The 12,894-nt window shown below is 48.9% G+C and carries 14 protein-coding genes; 11 read left to right on the top strand and 3 right to left on the bottom strand.

The features are described from left to right. The 8 genes from H8730_RS16375 to H8730_RS16410 all read left to right on the top strand — a co-directional run. Positions 1-205 (top strand): hypothetical protein (locus H8730_RS16375; protein WP_249290201.1); only part of this gene is annotated, 205 nt, incomplete at its 5' end. A 480-nt stretch (positions 206-685) separates the two neighbouring features. Then, positions 686-1,627 (top strand): ABC transporter permease, encoded by a 942-nt coding sequence (locus H8730_RS16380; protein WP_177716917.1) that lies wholly within the window; start codon positions 686-688, stop codon positions 1,625-1,627. Between the two features lie 27 nt (positions 1,628-1,654). Further along, positions 1,655-2,539, top strand: coding sequence for a carbohydrate ABC transporter permease (locus H8730_RS16385; protein ID WP_177716918.1), 885 nt, complete (start codon positions 1,655-1,657; stop codon positions 2,537-2,539). Between the two features lie 158 nt (positions 2,540-2,697). Beyond that, positions 2,698-4,458, top strand: a complete 1,761-nt coding sequence (locus H8730_RS16390) for a type 2 periplasmic-binding domain-containing protein (RefSeq protein WP_177716920.1) — start codon at positions 2,698-2,700, stop codon at positions 4,456-4,458. 519 nt (positions 4,459-4,977) lie between these two features. Then, positions 4,978-5,205: a hypothetical protein gene (locus H8730_RS16395; RefSeq protein ID WP_249290202.1), complete on the top strand. Its 228-nt coding sequence runs from the start codon at positions 4,978-4,980 to the stop codon at positions 5,203-5,205. Positions 5,206-5,405: 200 nt separating this feature from the next. After that, positions 5,406-5,633, top strand: coding sequence for a hypothetical protein (locus H8730_RS16400; protein WP_249290203.1), 228 nt, complete (start codon positions 5,406-5,408; stop codon positions 5,631-5,633). After that, positions 5,620-5,937 (top strand): hypothetical protein, encoded by a 318-nt coding sequence (locus H8730_RS16405; RefSeq protein ID WP_249290204.1) that lies wholly within the window; start codon positions 5,620-5,622, stop codon positions 5,935-5,937. The genes H8730_RS16400 and H8730_RS16405 overlap by 14 nt, the downstream gene beginning before the upstream one ends. A 217-nt stretch (positions 5,938-6,154) precedes the next feature. Then, on the top strand, positions 6,155-6,481 hold the full coding sequence (locus tag H8730_RS16410) for a hypothetical protein (protein WP_249290205.1): 327 nt from the start codon (positions 6,155-6,157) through the stop codon (positions 6,479-6,481). Between the two features lie 205 nt (positions 6,482-6,686). On the opposite strand, the gene H8730_RS16415 is transcribed toward H8730_RS16410, so the two are convergent. Beyond that, positions 6,687-7,010: a DUF5640 domain-containing protein gene (locus H8730_RS16415; RefSeq protein WP_177714691.1), complete on the bottom strand. Its 324-nt coding sequence runs from the start codon at positions 7,008-7,010 to the stop codon at positions 6,687-6,689. Between the two features lie 92 nt (positions 7,011-7,102). Next, positions 7,103-7,762 (bottom strand): DUF3298 and DUF4163 domain-containing protein, encoded by a 660-nt coding sequence (locus H8730_RS16420; protein ID WP_177714692.1) that lies wholly within the window; start codon positions 7,760-7,762, stop codon positions 7,103-7,105. Between the two features lie 159 nt (positions 7,763-7,921). Between H8730_RS16420 and H8730_RS16425 the strand changes: the two genes are divergently transcribed. From H8730_RS16425 to H8730_RS16435, 3 genes are read left to right on the top strand one after another with little or no spacing between them, the layout of a single operon-like run. After that, positions 7,922-8,779: an amidohydrolase family protein gene (locus H8730_RS16425; protein ID WP_177714693.1), complete on the top strand. Its 858-nt coding sequence runs from the start codon at positions 7,922-7,924 to the stop codon at positions 8,777-8,779. A gap of 50 nt (positions 8,780-8,829) precedes the next feature. After that, on the top strand, positions 8,830-9,330 hold the full coding sequence (locus H8730_RS16430; RefSeq protein WP_177714694.1) for a methylated-DNA--[protein]-cysteine S-methyltransferase: 501 nt from the start codon (positions 8,830-8,832) through the stop codon (positions 9,328-9,330). Further along, positions 9,327-11,132 (top strand): sensor histidine kinase, encoded by a 1,806-nt coding sequence (locus H8730_RS16435; RefSeq protein WP_177714696.1) that lies wholly within the window; start codon positions 9,327-9,329, stop codon positions 11,130-11,132. Before H8730_RS16430 ends, H8730_RS16435 begins: the two co-directional genes overlap by 4 nt. A gap of 10 nt (positions 11,133-11,142) precedes the next feature. On the opposite strand, the gene H8730_RS16440 is transcribed toward H8730_RS16435, so the two are convergent. Further along, a complete protein-coding gene (locus tag H8730_RS16440; protein ID WP_177714698.1) occupies positions 11,143-12,672 on the bottom strand; it encodes a response regulator transcription factor in 1,530 nt (509 codons plus the stop codon). Positions 12,673-12,894: the final 222 nt, after the last annotated feature.

A 12,894-nucleotide genomic window follows, 5' to 3' on the forward strand; every position in this document is an offset into this window, starting at 1 on the left:
GACTACTACACCGCAAGGTGCGTTACCTGTTAAGTTGATTGAACCGCCGTGTACCGAACGGTACGCACGGTGGTGTGAGAGGTCGGTAGGCGAAATAATCGCCTACCTCCTACTCGATTTGATGGGAAAGTCCGCCGGGGAGGCGGACCGAGATCTCTATTGGGCATTCTGTGAGTCCACTGACGGCGAATTTTTAAGCCGGTGAAGCAAAAAAAGTGTGGCCAGCAGCAAGAGCAAAAGGGGGGTGAGAATGCGAATCGGCAGTGAAAAGGAGTGAGGGGTATCCTGAACCGTATATACGGATGTATCCAAAAAGACAGCTGGCTTTGAATGCGCAGCGCGGGTGCCGGCATTTCGCTTTTGTGAAATTTTCATATGTTTACAGTGACGGACTTTCTGACAGCAGCGGGGCTGACCCTTGACAGAGACTTTGCGCTTATGAGTAGTTTTCATGCAGAATCCTCCTTCCCATGAAGATCATTATAGTATAAATTGACGGGAAAGTCCAGGGGTTCCCATGAGCAAATTTGATTGAATCTTTGTGCATATTGGGGAAGAATTTGAGAAATAAGGATAAACAAACTGTAATCAATAAGAAAATATGGAATTATTCCACTACAAATCTCATAAAAAAATCGATATTATATCCATTGTAGACAAGTAAGAAAGGAATGGAGAATGTGATATGGAAGAAAGTGTAAAAGCCAAATCTCTACATAAGAAAAGCAAGCGAGAAGGGTATATGATCTTTCTATATGCACTTCCGACGATTATTTTTGTGTTTATCTTCAGTTATTTACCTCTGCGGGGTTGGATCTATTCCATATACAATTATCAGCCAGGTCTGCCGATCAGCGAGTGTGAATTTGTCGGAATGAAGTATTTTACGAAATTATTTTCCAACCCGGTCATGCGAATGAATCTATTTAACTCTCTTCGCAACACATTTGCTATGGTGGGATTGGGAATTTTGACATCACCGCTGCCCATGATCTTTGCTATATTCCTATCCGAGATGCGGTCAAAGGGCTTTAAGAAATTTGTCCAGACCGTTACGACGATGCCCCATTTCATTAGCTGGATCATCATGTACTCTTTAGTATTTTCCATGTTGAACGTCAATAATGGATTTGTCAATACGCTGCTGGTTCAGATGGGCGTTATTGAGGAGCCGGTCAATTTTTTGGCGTCGCAGAAACATGTGTGGATTACCATGAAGGGATACGAGCTGTGGAAAGAGCTGGGCTGGAGCGCAATTGTATATTTGGCAGCTATTGCCGGGATTGACCAGGAACTGTATGAGGCGGCCATGGTCGATGGCGCGAACCGCCTCCAGAGAATCTGGCATATCACGGTTCCCGGAATGATTGAAACCTTCTTTGTCTTGTTGATCATGTCGCTGGGCAATTTCCTGAATACCGGCATGGAGCAGTATTATGTATTCCAAAATGCGATGAATAAAGATTACATTCAAGTCTTGGACCTCTATGTGTATAACATTGGTATCGGAAATGGTCAGATCTCCTACGCCACTGCCATTGGAATTATGAAATCGTTGGTTGCCGTGATTATGTTCGGGTTTGTCAATTGGCTATCGAAGACGGTTCGTGGTTACAGCATGTTTTAAAATCCAATACTGGCAGGAGGCGGTTTTATGAAACGAGAAGGCAACGATATTGTATTTCAGGTTGTGAACTATATTATCTTCGGAATTTTTGCACTTATCTGTGTATACCCATTTTATTACATTGTGATAAATACCATCAGCGCCAATGACCTGGTGGACAAGGGAAAGATCGTATTTTTCCCGAGAGGGATTCACTTCTCCAATTATGTCGACATGCTACAGCGAAATGGAATTGCCAGATCCGCGGTCGTTTCAGTTCTGCGCACGGTCCTGGGAACAGGTCTATCTGTGCTTGGCGCATCCTACATGGCCTTCTGTTTTACGAAACAGAAGATGTGGGCCAAAAAGTTCTGGTATCGGTTCGTCGTTGTCACCATGTATTTCAGCGCGGGCATGATCCCTGTATATTTGAATATCAAGATGCTGGGCCTTTTGGACACATTTTGGGTCTACATCATCCCGGGCATGTTTCCGGTCTATAACATGATTCTGGTTAAGACCTTTATGGAATCGATACCGCCGTCGCTGGAAGAATCAGCGGAGATCGATGGCGCCGGGTTCCTGACGCGATATTTCCGAATCGCGCTTCCCTTGAGTCTCCCGATCATCGCAACGGTTGCACTGTTCAGCATGGTGGGACAGTGGAACTCCTTCATGGATACACTCCTGTATATCCGGGATTACAATTTATATACGTTACAGTATATCCTGTACGAATACTTAAATGAATCGGAGTCTCTAGCGCAGATGGCGCAAGAGGGCATGGATATGAGCAATGCGGCTCAGAATATGACGCCCACGTCCATGCGGCTGACGATTACCGTCATTGTGACTCTTCCGATTATGTTGGTCTATCCCTTCATGCAGCGCTATTTTGTCGAGGGAATCATGATCGGCGCGGTCAAAGGATAAGGTGACATATCTAGGAATTGGAAAAACCCCCAGCAAAACACCATTTACAGGGGTTGAGGGAATATAGTAGTATGACATCTGTAGTTTTTATGCGGTAGTACTTTTCCAGATATTTCTCTGGAAAAATGCTATATATATTATCAGAGAGGAGATAGAAAATGAAAGCAAGTAAGAAAGTTTTAACTCTTTTCTTGGCGGCTGCTATGGTGGTCAGCGCTTTTGCAGGCTGTTCTAAAGGAAACGATGAGAGCAGTTCCACGGCGAATGAGTCATCGCAGAGCAGCCAGGCGGGAGATTCAAGCACCGAACCAGCTGGGAATACAGGAGAGGTGACAACCCTCGACTACTACATTTCGACCACAGCTGTCAGCGGTCCAGTAACGGGCTGGCTGGGTGACTATCTGAAGGAAAACGGATTGGCGTTGAACATTATCGCAGGCTCTGAGGAAAAGATGCAAGCATACCTGGCTGGCGGCGATCTGCCGGATCTGATGTCATTTAATACATGGGATAGCGTGACAAAGGCTATTGCTGGCAAAATGCTGGTCAACCTTGACGAGCACCTTGACAAGCTGCCCAACGTAACGGCGAATGTTCCGGAAGCCATTGAGTATACCCGCGATAACCGCAGCAATGGAACTGGAAATCTGTATGTAATCCCCTCATCCATAGGTGATTCCTATTTCCCGGTTGACACGGGTGTTTACTCCATCAATGTCCGCTGGGATATCTACGAGAAGATTGGCTGCCCGAAAGCGGAGACTCTGGAAGACTTGATCCCCATCTTCAAGCAGATGCAGGAAGCCTATCCCGAGACAGAGGATGGAACGAAGACCTACGCCATGAACCTGTTTAGCAGCTGGGATGGAACCACGAAGATGGCGGCTGTAAACAATGTCATCACCACCCTGGGATACATGGAGAGTTTCTACCAGTATTTTGCCGACCTGAATCTGGAAACCGGCGAGATCAATTCCATCTTTGACGATGACAGCACGTATCTGAGAGCGCTGAAATTCTTCTATCAATTGAACCAGGAAGGTCTGTTAGATCCCGATGCGATCACCCAGACCTACGAGGCGGCAAAAGCAAAGGTTGACTCCGGCGCATATGTAGCCATCGGTTACGCTGGATACAAAGATGGCTTCAACACGCCAGAACATGTGGACGCAGACGAGCCTGTTGGATATATGCCCATCATCTTTGATGAGTACAAGGCTTGTGTTATCGGGGACGCGACGGTTGGTTCTACCAGAAACCAGCTGGGTATCAGCGCGGTATCCTCTAAGGTCGATGCTTGCCTCCAGTACATTAACCTGACGGCGGACTACGATGCTCTGTTGACTCTGAACAATGGCCCTCAGGGAGAACTGTGGGATATCAATGACGAAGGCGAAGTCTACGCCACAGAGAAGTACTGGGATTGCTACAACAGCAACGGCGGCAAGCTGACGCTGAGCAACGGTGAGGAATTGCATCCTGGCTTCACCTACGAGTACGTCATTGCCAACACCCAGGCGCATCCCACCTACAATGTGCCCATTGGCATCGGAAACTGGCCGGATGTTATCGAGGGAACCCAGAAGAACAAATTGACGGAAGCTTGGTCTGACGACAATGACGGATATATGTTCCCCATCCAGAAGATGGAAGCGGAAGGCCGCGTTTACAAGCGTCCTCTGGCTCACACCTTGATGGAGACCACCCCCGACGATATCGCGCTGTTGCAGCAGGCCATCGCGCAGATCGTAATCCAGAACTCCTGGAAGATGGCGTACGCTAAGGATGAAGCGGAATTCAACAGCCTTTGGGATGATATGAAGACCCAGGCGGAAGCTCTGGATGTCCAGGAAGTTATTGACTGGGCCACCGATTCCTGGAACAAAGGAATGGAAATCGCAAAGCAGTACGTAGAGTAAAGCATAAGAAAGTTTAAGAAGTGGGGGCTGTCGTGAAATAGCGAATATGGCCCCAGATAGGTAAGAAGGAGACAGTCCCTTAGAAAATCAGGCTTTTTCGAGGCTCAGGATTTTTACAGGACTGTCTCCTTCTTTTAGAAGTCTCTGTATCAGGGCGGAAAATCCCCTTGTTTGGATTTTGAAAAGCGCTCCTAGTTTTGGATTTTATGATGTCGAAACCGATGGTCTATCATGAGGTTCCAGCTGAATGCATACAGCATAAACACATGATAGACCTTTTGTGCCGACTGATAGTTGAACCTCGGGAAGTTAATGTCCCTTCTTTTTTAAAGGATAAAATGCAGAGGCAGGTGTGATCCGCAGAGATCACACCTGCCTCTGTGTAGAGCTATCTTTTTCCCGACAGCTCCCTTTTGCACGCTAGCGAGGTGAAGAAAGGCGAAGGCGGGCGTGCACATGGAGGCAAAATTCCGCCGGCAGCGTCAAAATAGCCAATCCGGCGGAGAAACAAGATTAAAAATGCACGCCGGCGAGGCGAGCAACGGCAGCGGCCAGCGTGCACACGGAGACAAATTCCACGCCACCACCGTCGAAACAACCATGCCGGCGGAGAAACGGGATGAAAAATGCACGCCGGCAAAGGAAGAAAGGCAGAGACCAGCGTGTAAAAAGGAGGCAAAATCCCCGCCGGCAGAGTCGAGACGCCCGATCCGGCGGAGAAACAAGATTAAAAATGCACGCCGGTGAGGCGAAGAACGGTAGCGGCCAGCGGGCAAAAGGAGGCAAATTCCTCGCCGGCACCGTCGAAACGACCATGTCGGCGGAGAAACGGGATTAAAAATGTACGCCGGTATGATGAAGAAAGCCAGCGGCCAGCGGGCAAAAGGAGGCAAATTCCTCGCCGCCATCGTCAAAACGATCATGCCGGCGGAGAAACAAGATTAAAAATGCACGCCGGCAAAGCGGAGAACGGCAGCGGCCAGCGGGCAAAAGGAGACAAATTCCTCGCCGCCATCGTCAAAACGATCACGCCGGCGGAGAAACGGGATGAAAAATGCACGCCGGTGAGGGAAGAAAGGCAGAGACCAGCGTGTAAAAAGGAGGAAAAATCCCCGCTGGCAGCGTCGAGACGCCCGATCCGGCGGAGAAACAAGATTAAAAATGCACGCCGGTGAGGCGAAGAACGGTAGCGGCCAGCGGGCAAAAGGAGGCAAATTCCTCGCCGGCACCGTCGAAACGACCATGTCGGCGGAGAAACGGGATAAAAAATGCACGCCGGCGAGGCGAGCAAAGGCAGCGGCCAGCGGGCAAAAGGAGACAAATTCCTCGCCGCCACCGTCGAAACAACCACGCCGGCGGAGAAACAGAATGAAAAATGCACGCCGGCAAAGCGAAGAACGGCAGCGGCCAGCGTGCAAAAGGAGACAAATTCCTCCACGCCATCGTCAAAACGATCGCGCCGGCGGAGAAATAGAATGAAAAATGCACGCCGGCGAGGCGAGCAACGGCAGCGGCCAGCGTGCAAAAGGAGACAAATTCCTCGCCGGCACCGTCGAAACAACCATGCCGGCGGAGAAATAGAATAAAAAATGCACGCCGGCGAGGCGAAGAACGGCAGCGGCCAGCGTGCAAAAGGAGATAAATTCCTCCGCGCCACCGTCGAAACGACCATGCCGGCGGAGAAATAGAATAAGAAATGCACGCCGGCAAAGCGAAGAACGGTAGCGGCCAGCGTGCAAAAGGAGGCAAAATCCCCGCCGGCAGCGTCGAGGCGCCCGGTCCGGCGGAGAAACAGAATAAAAAATGCACGCCGGCGAGGCGAAGAACGGCAGCGGCCAGCGTGCACACGGAGACAAATTCCTCCACGCCACCGTCGAAACAACCATGCCGGCGGAGAAACAGAATAAAAAATGCACGCCGGCGAGGCGAGCAAAGGCAGCGGCCAGCGTGCAAAAGGAGGCAAATTCCTCGCCGCCACCGTCAAAACGATCACGCCGACGAGCAGTCTTCCAAATATATGTAGGAGCAGGAAGATCCCTTTCCCGACAGCCCTTTTTTCCTATAGGAAAGAGCCAGACTAGCACAAAAAAAGAGAGTGTCCCCAAAGTCATAAACTTCGCCACCCCAGTCAGACCGGAATGTCAGGCAGATGACAGACGTTTGGGAAACCCTCATTATAAAAAGGTATTTAGATGCGCGGCCGTTGGCTTAAGCATCCCATGTTGTCTTTATTTTACTTTCGTAAGCGGCACCTCCAAGCCCTCAACGGTCAGAGTCAAAGTATCGCCATCGATTTTATAGGCCATCTCTTCGCCCTCTACGACGATTTTGCCGTCCTTGACGGTATAGTCCGCGCTAGCTTCCTCCCCACTTATATTCACCGTACAGGTCCCGTTGGACTTGAACTCATAGGTCATGACACTAACGCCCTCCAACTTGTACTCCCACTTGCCGACGAGACTGCTGTCTCCGCCAGATTTGCTGCATGCAGCCAGTGCCAGGACCAACATAACAGAAATAAGGCACAGTCCCAGAATTTTTTTGCGTTTCATTCTAAATCCCCCTCTTGATACTATAAAATTCTATTACCAGTTCACTATTATACTATATAGGAAAGAGATTTGCACGGCTTTTTATAAATTTTCTAAAAAAATATTTGACAATCCAGAGCTTCAACGCCAGGATATGGAATTGGAAATTCTCGAATCCCCCCTGAGTAGGGAGCAATGTCGTATTGCTGATAGTAGATGGTGAATCCACCTGGAATACAGTAAAAGTTTTCCGCGCGGAAAGTATTGACCATATTGGCGAGGGGATCTTCAAAATACTGCTCGGGGTCTCTCTTGATCTGACTGGCGATCTCCGCAAAAATATAGGACATGTAGTCAAACCCGACAGGAAAAAGCTCGCTGAGAGCAAGTCTCCGGCACTGAGGAAGGCACCAGGTCTCAGAACGCCGGATGGTGGCGCCGTGAGCCCCTCCCGTGTACTCATATCGGTCAGTGAAGAGGCTCAGCAGCGGAAAAGAGTTGAGCGTGATTTGATATCGAGAGTCAGCTTCATAGGCATTGACCGGGCTATCGCCCGGGCTGTCTTGATAGCGCACCGCCGCCTGGTGAAATAGGTCGCGCTGGAGATATTCCTGGTATAGAAAAGCGTCCGTTTCATAAAAGCGGTTTATACACGCGCTCGACGCTGGATACTCAGAAGAGCGGGCATTGGGATACTGGATTTTGTACAGGAGAAGTACCACTTCATCGAATTGGACAGTAGAATCCACGAGAATTGTCCGGATTGTAGTCATGGGTTCCTTCAATATTGATCACCCCTTTACACCCTATGCAGCGATCTGGAAAATATACCCATAATGGAGCCGAAGTGAAAGTGAGAATCAGGGGAAACAGTCTTGCGGCACGGGCAAAAATGCGGTATACTGGTTAAATAGACAAAGGAGGATCACGAGATGAGTACTTTACACTATCAAGGACAATCTGTCGCGGTATTTGACTGCCACGTCCATACAGATAAAGCAGCATTAGACTCAGGGGAGCTCTGCCGCAGGTCGAGGGAGAGCAGCGTAAAAAATTTGATTGTGATGTCCATCGCACCTTCGTGCTTTTCCATTTGGAAGGACCGGCCCTATAGCAATGAGGAGCGGTTAGAACTGGTGTTGCGCCAGTGCGAGGACATGCCAATGCTACACCCCGTATACTGGATCGACCCGACGGAGGAGGATGCTCCGCGTCAGGTGGAGCTGGCCGCTGCCGCCGGAGTTGTTGGATTCAAGGTTATCTGTGGAAATCATTATCCAGGTGATCCCAGGGCGATGAAGACATACGAGCGAATGGCCCAGGTTCATAAATCCGTTTTATTTCATTCCGGTATTTTGTGGGATGGAAAAAGTTCGTCTCGCTATAATCGGCCTTCCGAGTTCGAGGACTTGCTCCCCATCGCAGGACTTACGTTTGCGCTTGCCCATATTTCTTGGCCGTGGACAGATGAATGCATTGCTGTGTTCGGAAAATATGAGGATGCCCGCCGTCACTATGGGGATGCGTGTGCGCGAATGTATGTCGATATCACACCTGGGACGCCGCCTCTATACCGTAAGGAAGCGTTATACCGGCTGTTTAAGACAGGATATCAGGTGGAAGATTCTATATTGTTTGGAAGTGATAGCTTTCTGGATCGATATGACGCGGCGGCGGTAGAAAAGCAAGTTTCCGTTGACCTTGCGCATTTCGCTGATATGGAGTTGCCGTTTCGAGTTGTGGATAAGGTATTCCAGGGGAATGTAAAAAATTTTTACGGGATTCGATGATCCCATAAAAAACAGCCGGCGGGACATAGAAACAGATAGGAGTTGATTCAATGGAAACCACATCGTTCTGCGGAACGCCAGTGGGCAGAATCGGGATCACAGATGACGGAAGAGCAGTGACGCGAGTGTTTTTTTCAAGCCAAATGGAGGAAGGGGTGGAATCTGCACTTGCCAGGAAAACCTATGATCAGCTTATGGAATATTTTGAAGGGAGACGCAGGGCCTTTACAATTCCTCTCGACCCAAAGGGCACGGTATTTCAGCGCCGGGTGTGGAAGGCACTGGGGGAGATTCCCTATGGTGAAACACGCAGTTATAAACAGATCGCAGAGCAGATTGGACATCCAAAAGCCTACCGGGCCGTGGGGCTGGCAAACAATCGGAATCCGATTGCGATTCTCATCCCGTGTCACCGAGTGATCGGAAGCAATGGGACACTGGTTGGCTATGCTGGCGGATTGTCTGTAAAAGAACGTCTTTTGCAGCTAGAGGCAGGGGACAGAATGCAAGGTAAGGATGGAAAAGCGTTGCGATTTGAGGATGAAGCATGAAGAAAAAACGAACGAAGCAGCGGCTGTATTTCAGCCGGATGTATTATCTCAATCTCGCGGTGTTTTGTATTATCATCTGTATATTTGCCGGAATCGCCTCGTATTTCTCGTATAAATTTGAGATGAACCGAATCTTACAGGCAAATGGGCAGGTGCTCGAAAAAGTTTCAGATCATTATGAGGCAAAACAAAAGAATTTTTGGTCAAACTACATCCCGGTTTTAGCCAATGCAGAATACACCAAATATTTTGAAGAATTTTATTCGTCCCGAAATAACAAGGAAAACGCTTTAGCGGATCCCACTCTGCGGAAGAACCTATCGTCGGCGCTGAACACGATCGTAAAGGAGGATAGCGACATCGCCTATATCCTCCTGAGACGAAAAGAGGATCGCGATGTAGGATATTTATATATACCGGCGGACCAGAATTTTCAGAGAGTCGGGAGTGAATTTCCCTACATGAGCCAGCTGCAATCGGAGGAAGCAGTACGGCGCATTTTTCCCGCCGCCTTCATTGAGATCAATCGATCGTCCACCCGCGTGTACGCCATCGCGGGCGGCGTGCCTATCTACTACGAGAACCAGTCGGCGGGCGACATGCTGATCTGCTATAGTTCTGATACCCTGGACGTCATTTACCAGGACTCGACATCTGGCATGAAATCGCCTCCTGAAATCTGCATCGCCACAACAGCTGGCGATATTATCTACGATTCATCGAACCACCTATCCTATCAGAGCAATCTAAATATCCCTAAGCACGCGGCGGGCGGAATTGTAACCCTGAATGGCGAGCGGTACTATACCCAGAGCATTGTCAGCGCAGAGCGAGGGTATTCTGTCACCTATCTGACTCCCTGGGCCGGCATCTTTCGCGCGGCCCATCAAAATACTCCGGTCATCATGGGAATCGCCATCGCGGTGACTCTGATGTTGGCCCTCTCCTACAAAATTGCAAACAATTCGATTTTGAAAAGGGTCAAACTGATACGCAGCGGTCTGGAGGTCATAGGGCAAAATAATCTCAACTATCAGATTCCCATGGAGGATTCAAGCGATGAGTTTGGCGCGATCACCCGGTCAATTAATTCTATGTCACGCCAACTTGCGGAAACGGTAGACAAGCTGTATATCTATCAGCTTAAGCAGAAGACTGCGGAGTTAGGCGAATTGCAAGCAAAATTTAATCCCCATTTCCTGTACAACACCTTGGATGTCATCTGCGCCCACGCGTACGAAAATGATGATCAGGATGTGGCGGAGATGCTGGTGCTGCTGTCCAGGATTTTCCGAAGTTTCATCAACAATAAATCCTTCATTACCATTCAGGAAGAAATCACGTTCTGCAATATGTATCTGGAACTCTTCCGGATGCGGTATAAAGAGAATATGAATATCGAGTTTAATGTGAAAAAAGACGTGATGGCCTATGGAATCATCCGAAATCTATTACAACCTTTAATTGAGAATTATTTTGTGCATGGTTTCAAACCCCAGGAGGAGGACAATTGGATCTTAATCTCAGCGACGCTACAGGGCCCTGAACATATTGTCCTGAGCGTTTCGGACAATGGCTTTGGCATGTCGCCGGATCGGATGCAAAGTCTTCAGGAGATGATCGAAGATGCGGAGGGTGAGACGACAGAGAGCTACGGGCTTCGAAACCTCCATGACCGGGTGAGAATTTTTTACGGGCCAGGCTGTGGCTTTCGCATTGAGGGAAATGAACAGGGCGGTGTGACTGCATCCATCACCATTCGCAGGATGACTTGCCAGGAGCACGAAGATAATATATCCTGAGGAGCGAGCCTTAGGATTGTTTATTTAACTGCCGGTATTTTGATGGGGTCATGCCATATGACTTTTTAAAGCATTGGTTAAAATAATTTGCATCGGAGAATCCGACTTTTGAGGCGATGACGGCGATGGTCTGCCCTGTGGAGAGCAAAAGCTGTTCTGCCTGTTTGATGCGATACAAATTCACATACTCAAAAAAATAAAGCTGGGTTTCATGTTTGAAGAGATAGCCGAGATAGGCGGCATTCACGCTGAAGATCTGCGAAATTTGTTTTAGCGATAAGGGAGATGCATAGTGGGCCTCAATATATTGCAGGGTCCGTTTTATGATGGGGCTATAATTTTGCTGTTTTTTCGTCAGATACCCTCGCGCGTGCTGTAAAATCTCGATAAGCTGCCGGCGCAGCTCCGTCTGGGTGGTGGAGGACTCCACATTGGAAAAGCTTTCTTCAATAAAGGGACGGATTTCATCGGTGGCGGGCAGTTCCTTTTCGAGATAGCGCGAAACATTTAATAGGACCTCTGATATCAGCGCTTTCCCGGTATAAAGTGGACTTCCCGTGTGCTGCAAAAGGTCGTCCAGGAGCGCGGGAAGCATGGCGTCCGCATCTTCGTCGGATGGGGCAGACAGATAGGGAGACAGATCGATGACGGGAATTTGGGTGGCGGGCTCAGCGCCGGTTACGACGACTTGATCTGGAGCAAACAGCATGGACGATTGGGCAATTCGGTCCGCACGCTTGAAGCTCACGGGGAGATCGGAATTTTGGCTGACCACGGATCCGATGGCAATAAACACGGACGGAGGGGAGTTGACAGGGAACAGGGAGAACAAAAGCTTCTGCACGGTTTCGACGTTGATGTCCTGATCTCCTAGAATAAAGATGTGGTGATTTGGGAGCTCCATCATCTCATAGACTTCATCAAAAGACTCTTGCAAAAGCTTGGCGATTTTTTGTACCGATTTGGAGAAAGAAGAACTTCTGTTTAAGGGCTTCACGATCAGTGTACAATAGTAATGACAGAATACGTTGATGTCGGCCATTTTGGCGTGTTCGCTCAACTCATAGCCTGAGAGCTCACCATAAAGCCATCGGCCTAGAACATTATGGCGGTACGTCTCAGAATCAGGAATCGTTCCCATTGCGGCGACGGTGTCTTCTTGGCTTCGCGTCAGATTTTCTAAGGAGGTAGTCAGGGAGGAAGCGAGCTCCGCATTGTTGATTGGCTTAAGTAGGTAGTTGTCGGCTCCAAGGCGAAGGGCGTCCCGGACGTAAGCAAAGTCATCGAACGCGGTGAGCAGAATACAGCGGACTCGGCTATAAAGGCGGCGAACATTGCGGAGAAGCGTGATGCCATCCATGCCGGGCATCTTGATGTCCGTAATCAGGATGTCGTAAGGGTGGGTGGCCAGCATGTCCAGCGCCTGGAAACCAGAGACAGCTTTATCAACCCGTTCAAATCCAAATTCCTCCCAGGCAATGGAATGAGACAGCTTATCCAGAACAGCTGTCTCATCATCCACTAACAGTATGCTGTACATAAAGGAACCTCCATTTTCGTATTCAATTGGCGATATTCACAATAAATGGTAACATATTTAAATAGAATTGTCAATAACGCCTCTATATTGGAACCCTATGTGCTGTAGCGTTACAATAGATGTGAGACCAAGGGTATAGAAAAAGGCGATAGAGTTTGTTAGAATAGAGTCACCACAACAACACCCTAACGAAAGGTCTCAATCGCCATGGACATTGTAGCA

Origin of the sequence: Bianquea renquensis (assembly GCF_014384895.1) — a bacterium.
GTDB classification, from domain to species: Bacteria; Bacillota; Clostridia; order Lachnospirales; family Bianqueaceae; genus Bianquea; species Bianquea renquensis.